The sequence below is a fragment of the Kosakonia sp. BYX6 genome, from assembly GCF_038449125.1.
Lineage (GTDB): Bacteria > Pseudomonadota > Gammaproteobacteria > Enterobacterales > Enterobacteriaceae > Kosakonia > Kosakonia calanthes.
This window is the reverse complement of the sequence record NZ_CP151800.1, coordinates 1,917,924-1,933,033: the sequence shown is the minus strand read 5'-3', so window position 1 is coordinate 1,933,033 and position 15,110 is coordinate 1,917,924. Positions and strand designations below refer to the sequence as shown.

The 15,110-nt window shown below is 58.6% G+C and carries 16 protein-coding genes; 12 read left to right on the top strand and 4 right to left on the bottom strand.

What is annotated here, in order from left to right; genetic code table 11:
* Nucleotides 1–17: 17 nt before the first annotated feature.
* Nucleotides 18–428 (top strand): flagellar export chaperone FliS, encoded by a 411-nt coding sequence (fliS, locus tag AAEY27_RS09070; protein ID WP_342324788.1) that lies wholly within the window; start codon nt 18–20, stop codon nt 426–428.
* Nucleotides 428–787, top strand: coding sequence for a flagella biosynthesis regulatory protein FliT (gene fliT, locus AAEY27_RS09065; protein ID WP_342324786.1), 360 nt, complete (start codon nt 428–430; stop codon nt 785–787). The genes fliS and fliT overlap by 1 nt, the downstream gene beginning before the upstream one ends.
* A 54-nt stretch (nt 788–841) precedes the next feature.
* On the opposite strand, the gene AAEY27_RS09060 is transcribed toward fliT, so the two are convergent.
* Genes AAEY27_RS09060 through AAEY27_RS09045 form a run of 4 tightly spaced genes read right to left on the bottom strand, consistent with a single transcriptional unit; the run spans nt 842 to nt 4,707 of the window.
* Complete coding sequence (locus tag AAEY27_RS09060) at nt 842–1,609, bottom strand: ABC transporter permease (RefSeq protein ID WP_342324785.1); 768 nt, start codon at nt 1,607–1,609, stop codon at nt 842–844.
* Nucleotides 1,602–2,360: an ABC transporter ATP-binding protein gene (locus tag AAEY27_RS09055; RefSeq protein ID WP_342324783.1), complete on the bottom strand. Its 759-nt coding sequence runs from the start codon at nt 2,358–2,360 to the stop codon at nt 1,602–1,604. Before AAEY27_RS09055 ends, AAEY27_RS09060 begins: the two co-directional genes overlap by 8 nt.
* On the bottom strand, nt 2,357–3,649 hold the full coding sequence (locus AAEY27_RS09050) for an acyl-CoA thioester hydrolase/BAAT C-terminal domain-containing protein (RefSeq protein WP_342324782.1): 1,293 nt from the start codon (nt 3,647–3,649) through the stop codon (nt 2,357–2,359). The genes AAEY27_RS09055 and AAEY27_RS09050 overlap by 4 nt, the downstream gene beginning before the upstream one ends.
* Nucleotides 3,646–4,707: an ABC transporter substrate-binding protein gene (locus tag AAEY27_RS09045; RefSeq protein ID WP_342324780.1), complete on the bottom strand. Its 1,062-nt coding sequence runs from the start codon at nt 4,705–4,707 to the stop codon at nt 3,646–3,648. Before AAEY27_RS09045 ends, AAEY27_RS09050 begins: the two co-directional genes overlap by 4 nt.
* 301 nt (nt 4,708–5,008) lie before the next feature.
* Between AAEY27_RS09045 and AAEY27_RS09040 the strand changes: the two genes are divergently transcribed.
* Genes AAEY27_RS09040 through amyA form a run of 10 tightly spaced genes read left to right on the top strand, consistent with a single transcriptional unit; the run spans nt 5,009 to nt 15,093 of the window.
* Complete coding sequence (locus AAEY27_RS09040) at nt 5,009–5,707, top strand: GntR family transcriptional regulator (RefSeq protein ID WP_342324778.1); 699 nt, start codon at nt 5,009–5,011, stop codon at nt 5,705–5,707.
* Nucleotides 5,704–6,462, top strand: a complete 759-nt coding sequence (locus tag AAEY27_RS09035) for an ABC transporter ATP-binding protein (protein ID WP_342324776.1) — start codon at nt 5,704–5,706, stop codon at nt 6,460–6,462. Before AAEY27_RS09040 ends, AAEY27_RS09035 begins: the two co-directional genes overlap by 4 nt.
* A gap of 1 nt (nt 6,463) precedes the next feature.
* Complete coding sequence (locus tag AAEY27_RS09030; protein ID WP_342324774.1) at nt 6,464–7,231, top strand: ABC transporter permease; 768 nt, start codon at nt 6,464–6,466, stop codon at nt 7,229–7,231.
* A 24-nt stretch (nt 7,232–7,255) separates the two neighbouring features.
* Entirely contained in the window at nt 7,256–8,233 is a 978-nt protein-coding gene (locus AAEY27_RS09025; RefSeq protein WP_342324772.1) for an ABC transporter substrate-binding protein, read from the top strand.
* A gap of 12 nt (nt 8,234–8,245) precedes the next feature.
* Nucleotides 8,246–9,250, top strand: coding sequence for a zinc-binding dehydrogenase (locus tag AAEY27_RS09020; protein ID WP_342324770.1), 1,005 nt, complete (start codon nt 8,246–8,248; stop codon nt 9,248–9,250).
* A 13-nt stretch (nt 9,251–9,263) separates the two neighbouring features.
* Nucleotides 9,264–9,674 carry a PaaI family thioesterase gene (locus AAEY27_RS09015; RefSeq protein WP_342324768.1) on the top strand — a complete coding sequence of 137 codons (411 nt, stop codon included), beginning with the start codon at nt 9,264–9,266 and terminating at the stop codon, nt 9,672–9,674.
* Nucleotides 9,671–10,441, top strand: coding sequence for a VOC family protein (locus tag AAEY27_RS09010; protein WP_342324766.1), 771 nt, complete (start codon nt 9,671–9,673; stop codon nt 10,439–10,441). The genes AAEY27_RS09015 and AAEY27_RS09010 overlap by 4 nt, the downstream gene beginning before the upstream one ends.
* On the top strand, nt 10,434–11,936 hold the full coding sequence (locus AAEY27_RS09005) for a class I adenylate-forming enzyme family protein (RefSeq protein ID WP_342324764.1): 1,503 nt from the start codon (nt 10,434–10,436) through the stop codon (nt 11,934–11,936). The genes AAEY27_RS09010 and AAEY27_RS09005 overlap by 8 nt, the downstream gene beginning before the upstream one ends.
* Nucleotides 11,926–13,548, top strand: a complete 1,623-nt coding sequence (gene ggt / locus AAEY27_RS09000) for a gamma-glutamyltransferase (protein ID WP_342324763.1) — start codon at nt 11,926–11,928, stop codon at nt 13,546–13,548. Before AAEY27_RS09005 ends, ggt begins: the two co-directional genes overlap by 11 nt.
* 57 nt (nt 13,549–13,605) lie before the next feature.
* A complete protein-coding gene (gene amyA / locus AAEY27_RS08995; protein ID WP_342324762.1) occupies nt 13,606–15,093 on the top strand; it encodes an alpha-amylase in 1,488 nt (495 codons plus the stop codon).
* Nucleotides 15,094–15,110 lie beyond the last annotated feature (17 nt).

Sequence of the window (15,110 nt, the reverse complement as noted above, 5' to 3'; positions counted from 1 at the left end):
ATTAGTTGAGGTTGGAAATGTATACGAAATCGGGAACTCAGGCTTACGCTCAGGTCGGTGTCGAAAGCGCCGTGCTGAGCGCAAGCCCACATCAACTCGTGGTATTACTCTTTGATGGCGCGTTAAGCGCCATGAAAAAAGCCGCGATCCTGATTGAGCAGGGAGATATTCCCGGTAAAGGACAGGCGCTTTCAAAGGCTATTAATATCATTACCAACGGTTTGCGCGCCGGTCTCGACCACGAAGTCGGTGGCGAGATCGCCGCGAACCTGGACAGTCTTTACGACTATATGACACGACGTCTTTTACAGGCAAATCTCCACAATGACCTCTCTGCCATTGATGAAGTTTCAACGTTGCTAAACAACATTGCTGATGCCTGGAAAGAAATTGGCCCCAATAATCACACCGCGCGGGACACTTACTAATGGAAGCAAATTTCGGGTTGCTCCACCACTATCAGCAGCTGTTGGTTACCAGCCGTACCATGCTTAGCCTCGCGAGAGAAGGGCGTTGGGATGAACTTATCGAACATGAGCTGGGGTACGTGACTTCTGTGGAGAAGTTGACACAGTTCCAGGATTCAAGCGAAACCGCGCCGCAGATGCAGGCGCAACTTCGCCCGCTGCTGAAGCAGATTCTGGATAACGAAATATTACTGAAAGAATTATTAAGCCAGCGAATGGACGAGCTGCGGACATTGGTTGGTCAAACTTCCCGACAACACAATTTGCATTCGACATATGGACGTCTTTCTGGAAACATTCTCTTCCCGAATGAGATCTAACTCTCATTAGCGGCGGGTGTCGCGGTTTACTCCCCCTCACCCGCCACGCTTTCCTTACTTCTTCCCTCCGCCCGGTTCCCAAAAAACGATTTTTCCCTGTAACCACCGCACACACTGTGCACCGATAAAACCGCTGAATGCCAGTAAAAACACCCCGGCGAACATGGTCGACAAACTCATGCTGACCGAGCTTGAGGCAATCAAATAACCCAGCCCTTGCTGCGCCGACAGAAACTCGGCGACCACCGCGCCAATCAACGCCAGCGCGACGCCGATTTGCAGCCCGGCAAAGATCTCGCCCGCTGCCGATGGCAGCTTAACGTGGAACAACAGCCATGCGCGGGACGCTGAAAACGCGCGGCAGGCATCGAGCAACTCCGCATCGGTGCGCCGGATGCCATTCACCGTGTTGACAAATAAAGGAAAGAAGCAGACCAGTGCCACCAGCACAATCTTTGAGGCGACGCCAAAACCAAACCACACCAGAATGATTGGCCCCAGCGCCACTTTCGGTGTCGCCTGTAACGCCACCAGCAGCGGGTAAACAAAGCGCTCAAAAGTAAGAGATTCCGCCAGCGCCACGCCAAACGCAATGGCGAGCACGCTGCCGATAACATACCCCGAGAGCGTTTCACCGAGCGTCGTGGCAATATGCGGCCACAAACTGCCATCGGCAAACCCGCTTGCCAGCGCCTGGTACACCGCCTGCGGCGACGGCAACAGATAATCCGGGATGGCCCACAGCCGTACCGCCGCATCCCAAACAACAATCAACAGTGCAACGCTTATCAGCGGATAAAGAAATGGCAAAAATCTACGCACAGGCAAAATGTCTCCGTAACTGCTGGCACAACGCCATAAAGTGTTCATCCGCCAGCATCGCCAGGCTGCGCGGGCGCGGCAGTGCAATGGTTAAATCTTCGATGATTTTCCCCGGCCGCGTCGACATCACCAGCACGCGATCGGCCAGAAACACCGCTTCCTGAATGCTATGGGTAATAAACAGCACCGATTTTCGCTGCTGCCCCCAAATGCGTTGCAGTTCCAGCATCAACCCTTCGCGTGATAACGCATCCAGCGCGGCGAACGGTTCATCCATCAACAACAGTTCCGGATCATGCAGCAACATTCTGGCGATGCCGACGCGCTGCTGCATGCCGCCGGATAATTCGAACGGGTAATCGGCGGCGAAATCCGCAAGCCCCACCAGTTCCAACAATTCCCGCGCCCGTTGCCGTGCATCAGCGAGCGGTAAGCCCAACGTTTTCGCGGGCAATAACACGTTTTCGAGCACCGTTTTCCACGGCAACAGGTTCGGTTTTTGAAAAACCACACCAGTGTGCCGACCAGGGCCGCAAACCGGCTGCGAAGCAACCTGCACCGCACCGCGCGTGGCGGGCAATAAACCGGCGGCCAGTTTTAACACCGTCGATTTGCCGCAACCAGATGGCCCTAACAGCGCGACAAACTCACCGTCGGCGACCTGCAAACTCACCTCATCCAGCGCGGCAATTTCACCGCGCCGGGTGGCGTACGTCAGCCCGACATCATGCAGCGTCAATGCCGCACTCATAACGCCACCTGCGCCGAGGCCAAAAAGGCGAGTACCCGCGTCCAACTGTGGGCGTTGGCCTGCGCATTCGCCAGCGCTGTACCGCCGCCGTCAATCACTACACCGGCAACCGGGTGGACTTTTGCCCGGTCGGTGGTCGGCAGATACGGGAAACTGATCGCATGCCCGGCGCCTTCGTTACGCACATGCTCAACCGGCCACGGGTGATTGGCCGCCGCCAGTTCCGCTTTGATGCGCTCACAGTACGCCGTCGACGGCCAAAAACCGTCATCGGTGCCGGAAATCAACAACACCGGGCCAGCAATGCGCTCCACCGGGATACGCGCCGCCGCCCTGCTCGCGTCATCCCGCTCGACATTGACGAAAGCAGGCGCCTGACGAATGGGCGCGCCGGGTTGTGGCGGGTTGTCAAACGCATGCCAATCGGCAAAGGGATTGCCCTGCCAGATATTGCGCAGCGGCTTACCGCGCCACAGCCAGGCGTCGGCATCGCGCGGTTCATCCGGCCGACCGGCGCGTAACGTGCCATGCACCACGGCGCTCGGCACATAGCCAATCACCGCCGAGACACTTTCCGGGAACAGTGAACCGAGGATCAGCGCCAGTTCGCCACCGCGCGAATGCCCGGCCAGCGCGATAAACCCGTTGCGCGGCTGGAGCGTCGCTTTGGCCCACGTCAAGGCCTCTTCGAAATACTCCAGCGGCGTGGCAGAGATAAATTCCGGGCGCCCCGGTGCTTTGAAATACGCCAGCGCCAGCGCGCTGTAGCCATGTGCGGCGAACAGCGCCGCGCGTTGTTCCGGCGTACCGCCTCCGGAACCATTCAGCACAATCACCAGCGGGTGCGGCCCTGCGCCTTCCGGTGTAAATAAGGTGCCGGAAAGACCCTGTTCACGGATTTCCTGTCGCGACACGCCAGCGGGAACAACGCGCTGAATCAACGTCGCCTGCGCCGTGTTACCTGCCGCATCGTCAATGCGCAGATGGATCGTGCGCGCGTCAAGGCTGTCGCTGCGCGCGCTGTCTTCGGGAGGAGAAACCTGCCGCAGGCTCCACACTGGCGCCATGGCCTGCGCGTCTTGCCAGTCACCGGATAAAGGCACCGCCACGGCCAAATCCAGCAGCCCGTTTTCACCAACTGTGAACGTCGCGCCGCTTTGCCAGCGGCTGCCGTCGGCATGGGTAAACGCGGCCGAGAATTGTGCGACGCCGGGCGCGAGGCTGTCGGCAGTAATGTGGCGCGGGCGGTCGATCAGATCATCCGGGATATCAATTATCAGGCGACTCATTTCGCGGCCTCCGCTTTGCTACGCAGCGCGTTTTTATCAAAGTCATTAAACGCGCTGACAAACTGGTTAGAGAAAATACGCTCGACGGGCACATCGCCGCGCGGGTATTCGCCTGCAGCAGCCATTGCATTAATGGCGCGACGGATCACTGCGACATCATATTCGCCAGGCACCCGGCGTGTGCCGTCTGCGCGGTACAACGTGCGTTCCAGACGCCGGATCAGCAGCGTTCGCGCATCGCTAAGCCCTTTGCCGTCGGCATCCGCCGGTTTGCTTTCCGGGTGCTGTCGCCAGAAGGCGCGCACGCAGAAATCCGGGTTAATCTCACAGACGTACTGCGCTTCGGTATAGGCGCGACCAAAGCGGCGAATCAGATCCGGTTGCTGGGTGAAGGTGTCGATGTGAGCGATAAACCCGTTTCCGGGCGTTTCCTGAAAGACATCCGGGTAGGCGATGCGGCGGATTTTCGTGCCGGTGAACTCGAAGATGTCGCCCCAGCTACTGTTGAAATTGAGCGCATCCACCTGCTTGCTGCGCAACACCTGGAAGCCCGAACCGAGCGAACCGACGGCGACAAATTCAACATTCTTGCCCGGCTCCAGCCCGGCTTCGCGCAGAGCAGCGCGGCTACCGGGTATCGTTCCCCAGGTCAAGGAACCGACGCCGATTTTTTTGCCTTTCAGGTCGCTGAGGGTTTTGATCGGCGAGTCCGCCAGCACGGTGTATTCCATGGTCTGGCTCGGCGTGCCGTTATAGAAGTAGCGCAGCGGCAGCGGGTTTTTACCGTTGAAGTAGCTGGAAATAACCGGTTCCGACACCGGATAGCCAAAGGTGACGCGCTTGCTGGCGACCTGCGGCAACAACGCGCCCGCGCCCTGAAACACCAGCAGTTTTACCGACAGATTTTGCTCTTTAAATAACCCCAATTCCTCGGCTGCCGCATACGGCGCGCCGTCATGTACCGCCGGGGGGATCGCCAGCGCGACGGTCACCTCATCGAGCGCCTGCGCCTGGGCGGCGATGAATAAAAGTGACGGCAGCCAATATTTAATATGCATATAAGTTCCTTGACCGAATATAACGCAGAGGCAAAAAGGTGTCGGTCAAACTAGAACATGCGCCGTCGAATAAAAACGAACAAATTGCGCTAACAATATGCTGAAAATGGCAAAGTTGAACTGCCCACTAATAATCTCACATGAAATATCTGAGCATCCCACAATAGATAAATTTGCGCATTGCATTGCCATTTTAATTATTAGGCGCGACGTGAAAGCTGTCACAGAATGGCCCCTCTAAGATATTCAAAACATCACAGTGGGCTGCTCACAGTTCGCTAATGTCATTAAGAGGCCCGGCGTGACGAATTCTTTATCTTTAAGCGAACAGGCTTATCACACTCTGCGTCGCGATATTCTGACCTGCCAGATGATGCCCGGCACGCTGGTCACAGAATCTGAATTGATGGAACGTTACCAGTTAGGCAAAAGCACCTGTCGGCTGGCGCTGGCGCGCCTCAGCCATGATTTTTTGGTGGAGTCGCGCCCGCGTAAAGGCTACCGCATTGCGCCGATCACCTTACAGGATGTGGAAGAGATTTTTACCCTGCGCGCTCAGCTTGAGCCGCTGGCGGCAAGGCTTGCGGTACGTAAAGTGGATATTGATTTGCTGCGCAAGCTGGAAGCGGATTGCCGCATCGAATTAACCGCGCCGCTTTCCACGCGCATCGACGTGTTTATGAATGCCAACAAACGCTTTCATTTAGCCATTGCCGAAGCCACCGGCAATAGTCATTTAATTCGTACTTTATCTGGCTTAATGGATGAAATGGCGCGTCTGGTGGCATTAGGATTTAACGTGCAAGGCACCAAGCCGGAAATAAAACACGACCATAACGCAATGATTGAGGCATTTATTGAAGGCGACGCCAAACGCGTCGAATTTATTGCCCGACGCCATATCGAAACATTCCAGGCTATGACCCTGGAAAAGATTTACGCGACATTAAGTAAAGAAGGCACATTATTACCGGTGTTATTTCAGGAGGCCGTCGAGTGACAATATCTACCCTACCTGATACGCAAAAAAGTATTGCGCTGTTGGCGGTGAGCAAATCCTTTGCCGCGCAAAAGGTGCTGGAGAATATTTCGCTGACCATCCAGCGCGGTGAAATTGTCGCGCTGCTTGGCGCGTCCGGCGGCGGAAAAAGCACCCTGCTGAATATCATGTCCGGCTTATTGCCCGCCGACAGCGGCGAGATCCTGTTGCAAGGTGTGCCATCTGAGAAGTTTCAACACTGGCAGCGCGTCGCTTATCTGTTTCAGGAAGATCGCCTGCTGCCGTGGCGCACCGTCGAACAGAATGTTCATTTCGGTCTGGAAAACAGCGGCCTCGACGCCAAAACGCGTCGGCAACGCGTCGCTGAGGCGCTCGAATTAGTCGGCCTCGCCGAGTTCATCCGCCACTGGCCGCATCAGCTTTCCGGCGGCATGCGCAGCCGCGTGGCGCTGGCACGCAGCCTTGTGGTGCAGCCCGAAATTTTGCTGATGGACGAACCCTTTTCGCGCCTCGATCCGCAAACCCGTAGCGCGATGCATGACGAGTTATTGCGCATTCAGCACCTGACCGGCATGACCGTGGTGCTGGTCACGCACGATGTGGAAGAAGCGGTGGTGCTCGCCGACCGCGTGCTGATCCTCAAACCGCATCCGGGGCGTTTACACAATGAAACCCCGCTTGATTTGCCACGCCCGCGCATTGCCACTCATCCCGCGGTCAATGAGCAGATCCGCCTGCTGCGTCTGGAGGTATGAGATGAACCTGCTGACCCGCACCTTCAGCCTGGTGCTGCAACGGCTGGCGATGTTACTGCTGTTTCTTGTCGGCTGGTGGCTGGCCTCGCAGCATCTTCCGGCGTTTGTTTTACCTGGACCGGCGACCACCTGGCAGGCGCTAGTGGCGCTGTGGCAAGGCGATAACCTGCTGCACGATGTGCGTGTGACATTTGGTCGCGTGGCCTCGGGCTTTTTACTCGCCGCGCTGGTCGGCACGGTCGGTGGCCTGGCGCTCGGCGCCAGTGCGCGGGTAGCGCGTTTCTTCGAGCCGCTGCTGGCGGTGTTCAACACCGTGTCTTCCGCCATTTGGGCCATTTTCGCCATTATCTGGTTCGGCATTTCCGACGCCACCACCATTTTCGTGGTGTTTATGACCGCCATGCCGCTGATCCTCACCAATGTCTGGCAAGGGGCGCAAAACGTCGACGCGCACTTTGTCGAGCTGGCGCGCAGCTTTCGCATGAGCCGCTGGCAAACGCTGCGCAAAGTTTATCTGCCCACCATTTTGCCTTATTTCTTCTCCGGCGCGCGGCTGGCCTTTGGTTTCGGCTGGCGCGTCTCACTGGTCGCCGAAACGCTCGGTTCGTCCGACGGCATTGGCTATCGCCTGCGCCAGGCGGGCGATCTGGTGCAAACCAGCCAGGTGTTCGCCTGGACGCTGTTACTCGTTTCATTGATGTTGCTGCTCGAAGGCGGGTTGTTAAAACCGCTGGAGCGACATCTTTTTCGCTGGAAAAAACGCGCATAACACGATTCACACAGGGGTAAAGAGATGAAAAAGCTGTTGGTTATTTCCACACTGCTGGCGGCATTGCTGCCGCAAATAAGCCTCGCCGCCGGTAAGGTGCGCATCGGGTATTGGACTTCTGGCGTAAGCCTCGGCTATGGGTCGGTGCTGGAAAGTCAGGACTTTTTGAAAAAACGCGGCGTGGATGCCGAGTTTGTTCACTTCCCGGATGTCAATGCGCCGCTGAAAGCGCTGGCTTCTGGCTCCATTGATCTGGCGTTTGGCGCGCCGGTGGCGGGCGTGTTTAGCGTCGCTTCTGAAGGCGTACCGGTAAAAATCTTTGCCGCCACCCAGCCCGCGGATGTGGCCTTTGTGGTGCCGCAAGGCTCGCCGATTACCTCGCTCGCGCAACTGAAAGGCAAGAAAGTCGGTATGTCGCCCGCCGGTTCGTCGGTGGCGGTGATTGGCACCACGCTGTTGCAGGAAAACGCCGGTATCGCCGCCAATCAATTCTCGCTGGTCGGCGGCAATGAATCCCGCCTGGCGCAGTTCCTCGCGCAAAAACAGGTGGATGGCGCCGCGCTGCGCACGCTGACGGTGAACCAACTGCCGGAACTGAAACTGACCGTTATCAGCACCTTTGCGGATGAGTGGAAAAAACTCACCCACAGCGATGCCCTGCCCTATATCGGCGTTGGCGCCGTGCGCAGTGAACTGATTGAGCAACAACCACAAACCGTGGCGAACGTGGTTGCCGCCCTGCGCGACACCCTCGACTGGGGACGCCGCCACCCGGATGAGGTGGTGAAGATCCTGAAAAGCAAAGCCAGCCTGCCGGAAGACCAGGCGCGCGCTTACGTCCAGCTCTGGGATCGCATGAACCAGATGTCCTTTGAACCAGCCGACATCGACACCCTGAAACGTGAACACGCCGTGCTGTTAAGCAGCGGTGCCATAAAAGGCGGGCTTAGTGACAGCCTGTTCGACGCTCGCCCATATCTGGCGGCAAAAAATAGCAAATAGAGGAAAAACCCAATGAAAGCGCTGGTATTGCAACAACACGGTGGCCTTGAGCAACTGCAAATCGATAACCATAAGGCACAGCCGCAGGCGCAAGCCGGGCACGTGGTCGTGCGCGTCGGCGCGGCCTCGTTTAACTATCACGATGTGTTCACCGTACAAGGCATGCCGGGCATCAAAGTGCCGCTGCCGGTGGTGCCAGGGCTGGATCTGGCGGGCACCATCGACAGCATCGGCGAAGGTGTCAGCGGCTGGCATGTCGGCGATCGGGTGCTGGTCAACCCGCTGAAACCGGGTGTCGGGCTGATGGGCGAAATGACCGACGGCGGCATGGCGGAATATGCGCTGGTCGATGCCCGCCAGCTTATCGCCATCCCGCAGGGAGTCAGTGTTGAAGCCGCCGCCGCGCTGCCGGTGGCCTATGGCACCGCGCACCGGATGTTGATCACCCACAACACCATTAAAGCGGGCGACCGGGTGCTGATCCTCGGCGCCAGCGGCGGCGTGGGTACGGCCTGCGTGGTGCTGGCGAAACACCTCGGCGCGGAAGTGATTGCCTGCGCGGGCAGCGATGAGAAAGCCGCCGCCCTGAAAGCGCTCGGCGCGGATCGGGTGGTCAATTACCGCGAACAGGATTTCTCGCGCTGGGCGATCGAGCAATATGGCAAACCGCAGCGCCGCACCTATGAAGGTGGCGTGGATGTGGTGATTAACTTTACCGGCGGCGACACCTGGCGCCCGTCGCTCAAATGCCTGAAACGCGGCGGCACGCTGCTGGTGTGCGGCGCGACGGCAGGTTACGACCCGCAGGAAGATCTGCGCTACGTCTGGAGTTTTGAACTCAATATCAAAGGTTCCAATAGCTTCTATGCCGAGGATCTCACCGCGCTGCTGGAGATGGTGGCGAATGAACAAATCAAACCGTTAATCGACCGGGTGCTCCCGCTGGAAGAAGCGGCGGAAGGGTTGCGGTTGATCCGCGATCGTGAAGTGTTGGGCAAAGTGATTGTTAAACCATAAGCAGGAGTGAGCAATGAACGCGCAGGAAATCGAACAAAAGTTACTGCAAGGCCCGTATCACCAGTGGCTGGGGCTGAAAGTCCAGAGCGCGGGCGAAGGCGAAATCACTCTGCTGGCGCCCTTTCGCGAAGAGTGGGTGGTGAACGCGGCGGGCGGGTATATCCACGGCGGCATTCTCGCCACACTCATTGATTTAGCCGCCGACTGGGCGCTGGTCGCGTGGACGGGCAAAGGCGTGCCGACGCTCAATGTCCATGTGGATTATCACCGCCCTGCCCGTGGCGATCTGACGGTGAAAGCGAAAGTCATCAAACGCGGCAAACTGGCCTCCAGCGCCGAAGCCTGGGTGTATGACGCCGAAGGGCAATTGGTTGCCAGCGGGCGCGGCCTTTACGCTACTCCGGCGCAAGTGGGGGCGGCATGAACCTGAAGCTCGATCATGTGGTTATCAACAGCCACTTCGCGCTGGAGGAATGCGCGGGCTGGTTCCGGGCGCTGGGGTTTGCCCTCACGCCTAAGGGCTACCACACGCTCGGTTCGATTAACCATCTGATCATGTTTAACGACCACTATCTTGAGCTGATTGGTTTGCCCGAAAGCGGCGAAACGCGGCGCGAAGAGTTACTCGCCACCCCTCCGGGCCTCGACGGCCTGGTGTTTGCCAGTGACGACGCCCAGGCAACAGAAAACGCGCTGCGCGCGGCAGGCTTCAATGTGCAGCCACCGCGCCACTTTTCCCGCGAGGTGGTCAGCGGCGAGGCGCGCGGTGAGGCGCGCTTTACCACCGTGCGCCTTGCCCCCGACACCTTCAGCGCCGGGCGGGTCTATTTCTGTCAGCACCATACGCCAGAGTGGGTGTGGCGCGACGAGTGGCTGCAAGCGGGTGCCATTCGCGAATTGACGATTGTGGCGCAGGACATTGCCGCGACCCGTGCGCAGTATGCGCAGCTTGGCGACAGCGATTTGCTGCGCGTGCTGAGTTACGACGACTGGCGCGCTGACTACGCGGCGCTGCTGCCGCTCGACGGGCAGCGGGAAAGCCTGTTTGCCGCCGTCAAAATATCGGGGCGTGATCTGAATGACGTAGCCACGGCAGCGCGAGAACTTAACCTGCCGCAGGCATCTCACAACGGGCAACTGCGTGTGGCAATCCCCGCGCTGACCCTGGTGCTGGAGTTTATTGATGGCTGATAACCTGGGTGTTTTTTCCCCCGAATTACGTAACAGCGAACGGGCAGCGTTTATCACCCCGCTTGATGATCACCACCAACAGGAGATCAGCTTTCGCCAGCTTGATATGCAGGCGGACGCCATCGGCATTAGCTTGCAGCAATTCGGCTGGCCGCAAGGCGCGCGGGTAGCAATCCTTGCGCGCAACTCCATTGACTATATCGCCAGCCTGCTTGGCATCATGCGCGCGGGCCTGGTGGCGGTGCCGATCAATTTCCGTTTTCCGGTCGAGACCATCAACCGCATTCTCGTGGACAGCGGCAGCCGCATGCTGCTGGGCGATAGCGATCAGCTTGCGCGTTTAGAGGGCGACATCCCGCGCGTGGCCTTCGGCGAGGAACTGGCGCAACGGCAACGCGTGGGCGAACGCCCGGCGTTTATTCCCGGTGACGACGATCTGGCGCTGCTGCTTTATACCTCCGGCTCCACCGGCATGCCGAAAGGTGTGCGTCTCACTCACGCCAGCCACCGCTGGGTGGTTGAAACCCGGCTGGCACAGCGGGAGCTGAGCGGCGAGCGCGTGTTGATTGCCGCGCCGTTTTACCATATGAACGCCCTTGCGCTGGCGTTGTTAACCCTTGCCAGCCATGTCACTACCGTTTTATTGCCGCAGTTTGCCGCGCGCAATTATTTGCAGGCGGTGCACCGCTATCGCTGCACCTGGCTGACCGCCGTACCGCCGATGCTGGCGATGATGCTGCGCGAAACGGATTTACGCGAAACCTGCGACCTTTCATGTGTGCGGGTGATCCGCATGGGTTCCGCCCCGGTGAGCGACAGCCTCGACAGCGCATTACGCCAGTGGTTACCGCAGGCGCGCATTATCAACGCCTACGGTACCACCGAAGGCGGCCCGGTGGTGTTTGGCCCGCACCCGGATGGCACCCCAACACCTGCCGGTTCACCGGGTTACCCGCACCCGGCGGTCAGCGTGCGGTTGCGTAATAGCGCGGGCGATCCCGCCGATGAAGGCGTGCTGGAGATGAAAAGCCCGGCGCTGATGCAGGGTTACCACCAGCGCCCGGATGTCGCCGCCCCCTTCAGTGCTGACGGCTTCTACATCACCGGCGATGTCTTTCGCCGTGACGCGCAGGGTTTTTACTGGTTTGTCGGTCGCCACGACGACATGTTTGTCTGCGGCGGTGAAAACATCTGGCCAGGCGAAGTTGAGAAACTACTTGAGCGCCACCCGCAGGTACAACAAGCCTGCGTGGTGCCGGTGCTTGATGACATCAAAGGGCAAAAACCGGTGGCGTGGGTGATCCCGCGCGCGGGCGAAGATGTTACGCCGCACGCGCTCAAAAGCTGGGCGCTGGAACATGGCCCGGCCTATCTGCACCCGCGCCATATCTGGCTGACCGACCATTTCCCGCTGGCGGGCACCAATAAAGTCGACCGCCGGGTGTTGCAGACCGCCGCCGAACAACGATTACAGGGGAAAGTGCATGACCTTTAACTGGCATAACCCATACCGCATGGTGCGCACCCCGGTGTTCGCGCGTAATGTGGTTTCTACCTCGCACCCATTGGCGGCACAGGCCGGTCACCGCGTCTTGCTCGACGGCGGCAACGCGGTGGATGCCGCCATCGCCACGGCCGCGACACTGACCATTGTCGAACCGGTCTCCAATGGACTGGGCAGCGATGCGTTTGCGCTGGTGTGGGCGGACGGGCAATTACACGGTTTGAACGCCTCCGGCCCGGCGCCGTCAGCCTGGGATGTTAATTATTTTCGCCAACGCTACGGCGAGGATGCGCAAGGGCTGGCGCGACGCCCGGAGCGCGGTTGGGATGCGGTAACGGTGCCGGGCGCGATTGCCGGTTGGGACGCCCTGCACCGCCGTTTCGGCAAACTGCCCTTCTCGCGCCTGCTGGAGAGCGCCATCGAACTGGCTGAGCGCGGCGTTACGCTGGCACCAATGGTGGCGCGCAAATGGCAGGCGGCGGTGCCGGCGCTGGAAAATCAACCGGGTTTCGCGCAGGCTTTTATGCCTGCCAAACGCGCGCCGCACACCGGCGAACTGTTTCGCTTTCCCGCCGCCGCCAAAGCGTTACGGTTGCTGGCGGATCAGGGCGCACGCGCGTTTTACGAAGGAGAAATTGCCGACGCGACGGTGCGCTGGGCGCAAAAAAATGGCGGCAGCCTGACACTCACCGATCTGGCGCAGTATCAGCCAGAATGGGTGACGCCAATAAGCCAGCGCTATCGCGGGTATGACGTACATGAGTTGCCGCCGAACGGCCAGGGGATCGCGGCGCTGATTGCGCTCGGCATCCTTGAACAGTTCGATCTCACCGCGTTTGAACTGGACAGCGTGGAAGCGCAGCATCTGCAAATCGAAGCGATGAAACTGGCCTTCGCCGATGTTTACCGCTATGTCGCCGACCCAACGTCGATGGAGGTGACGCCGGAGCAGATGCTGGAGCGTGGTTATCTGCAACAGCGCGCAGCACAAATTGATATGACGCGCGCCAGCACGCCGACGGCGGGCCTTCCGCGCAGCGGCGGCACCGTTTACCTCACCACCGCCGACGAGCACGGCATGATGGTGTCGTTTATTCAGTCCAACTACATGGGCTTTGGTTCGGGCGTGGTGGTGCCGGCGTTTGGCATCAGCCTGCAAAACCGTGGCGCGGGTTTCTCCAGCGATCCACGTTCTGCCAACGTGGTGCAGCCGGGCAAACGCCCGTTTCATACCATTATTCCGGCGTTTCTCACCAAAGACGGCCAGCCGCAGATGAGCTTCGGCGTGATGGGCGGCGATATGCAACCGCAGGGCCATGTGCAGACGCTGGTCAGAATGCTGGATTACCAGCAGCAACCGCAGGCCGCCTGTGACGCGCCGCGCTGGAAACTTAACCGCGATTTCTCGTTAGATCTGGAAAGCCATTTCGACCCACAGGTTGCCGCGCAGTTGCAGGCGCGGGGTCAGCGGCTGCATACCATTGACGATGCGTATATGGATTTTGGCGCCGGGCAGTTTATCTGGCGTTTGTCTGACGATGCGCACCACGGTTATGTGGCAGCAAGCGACAGTCGGCGTGATGGGCAAGCGATCGGTTTTTAACGTTCGCTTTTTCAAAACTCATCCATACTTCGAGAGTCGCATTCTGGAGCATGGACGATGAGAAACCCCACTCTGTTACAAACGTTTCACTGGTACTCCCCGAACGGCGGCACGCTCTGGTCTGAATTGAGCGAACGCGCCGCCGGTTTTAATGATATGGGCATCAATATGGTTTGGCTGCCGCCAGCCTGTAAAGGCGCGAGCGGTGGCGATTCGGTGGGCTACGACAGCTACGATCTGTTCGATTTAGGTGAGTTTGAGCAAAAAGGCTCACTCGCCACCAAATATGGCGATAAACAGCAGTTGCTCGCCGCGATTCGCGCGCTGCAACAAAACGAGATTGCCGTGCTGCTCGATGTGGTGGTGAACCACAAAATGGGCGCCGATGAAAAAGAGGCGATTCGCGTTAATCGGGTCAACGGACAAGACCGCACACAAATCGATGACGAGGTGCTGGACTGCGAGGCGTGGACGCGCTTCACCTTCCCTGCCCGCGCCGGGCGCTATTCAAAATTCATTTGGGACTATAAATGCTTTAGCGGCGTCGATCATATCGAGAACCCGGACGAAGACGGCGTGTTCAAAATCGTTAACGACTACACCGGCGAAGGCTGGAACGATCAGGTTGACGATGAACTGGGTAACTTCGATTACCTGATGGGCGCGAATATCGATTTTCGTAATCACGCGGTGACAGAAGAGATCAAATATTGGGCGCGCTGGGTGATGGAGCAGACGCACTGCGACGGTTTTCGCCTTGATGCGGTGAAACACATTCCCGTCTGGTTCTTTAAAGAGTGGATTGAGCATGTGCAGGACGTCGCACCGAAACCGCTGTTTATCGTGGCGGAATATTGGTCGCCCGACGTCGACAAACTGCACCAGTATATTGACCAGGTTGATGGCAAAACGATGCTGTTTGACGCGCCGCTGCACATGAAATTCCACGAGGCGTCGAAACAGGGACGCGAATACGACATGCGCCAAATTTTCACCGGCACGCTGGTGGAAGCCGATCCGTTTCATGCGGTTACGCTGGTGGCAAACCATGACACTCAGCCGTTACAGGCGCTGGAGGCACCGGTGGAAGCGTGGTTTAAACCGCTGGCGTATGCGTTGATCCTGCTACGCGAAAACGGGGTGCCGTCGGTGTTCTACCCGGATCTGTACGGCGCAAGTTATGACGATATTGGCGGTGATGGCGAAACGCATCACGTTGATATGCCGGTCATTGATAAGCTCGAACAGATGATCCTGGCCCGCCAGCGCTTTGCCCACGGCGTGCAAACGTTATGGTTCGATCATCCCAACTGCATTGCGTTTAGCCGCAGCGGAACGGCGGAGGATCCGGGGTGTGTGGTGGTGATGTCAAACGGCGACGACGGGGAGAAAACGCTCGCGCTGGGCGAAAACTACGCCAATAAAACGTGGCAGGATTTTCTCGCCAACCGCGAAGAGACCATCGTGACCGACGAAAACGGAACTGGCGTGTTTACCTGCCATGGCGGAAGCGTCAGCGTGTGGGTACAACAAGAGGCGCTGTAACAAAATACGCCGGGCGA

Bases quoted from the DNA above. Each gene is read 5' to 3' on its own strand.
- fliS (WP_342324788.1), top strand. From the start codon at position 18: ATGTATACGAAATCGGGAACTCAGGCTTACGCTCAGGTCGGTGTCGAA.
- fliT (WP_342324786.1), top strand. From the start codon at position 428: ATGGAAGCAAATTTCGGGTTGCTCCACCACTATCAGCAGCTGTTGGTT.
- AAEY27_RS09055 (WP_342324783.1), bottom strand. From the start codon at position 2,360: ATGAGTGCGGCATTGACGCTGCATGATGTCGGGCTGACGTACGCCACC.
- AAEY27_RS09050 (WP_342324782.1), bottom strand. From the start codon at position 3,649: ATGAGTCGCCTGATAATTGATATCCCGGATGATCTGATCGACCGCCCG.
- AAEY27_RS09045 (WP_342324780.1), bottom strand. From the start codon at position 4,707: ATGCATATTAAATATTGGCTGCCGTCACTTTTATTCATCGCCGCCCAG.
- AAEY27_RS09030 (WP_342324774.1), top strand. From the start codon at position 6,464: ATGAACCTGCTGACCCGCACCTTCAGCCTGGTGCTGCAACGGCTGGCG.
- AAEY27_RS09025 (WP_342324772.1), top strand. From the start codon at position 7,256: ATGAAAAAGCTGTTGGTTATTTCCACACTGCTGGCGGCATTGCTGCCG.
- AAEY27_RS09020 (WP_342324770.1), top strand. From the start codon at position 8,246: ATGAAAGCGCTGGTATTGCAACAACACGGTGGCCTTGAGCAACTGCAA.
- AAEY27_RS09015 (WP_342324768.1), top strand. From the start codon at position 9,264: ATGAACGCGCAGGAAATCGAACAAAAGTTACTGCAAGGCCCGTATCAC.
- AAEY27_RS09010 (WP_342324766.1), top strand. From the start codon at position 9,671: ATGAACCTGAAGCTCGATCATGTGGTTATCAACAGCCACTTCGCGCTG.
- AAEY27_RS09005 (WP_342324764.1), top strand. From the start codon at position 10,434: ATGGCTGATAACCTGGGTGTTTTTTCCCCCGAATTACGTAACAGCGAA.
- ggt (WP_342324763.1), top strand. From the start codon at position 11,926: ATGACCTTTAACTGGCATAACCCATACCGCATGGTGCGCACCCCGGTG.
- amyA (WP_342324762.1), top strand. From the start codon at position 13,606: ATGAGAAACCCCACTCTGTTACAAACGTTTCACTGGTACTCCCCGAAC.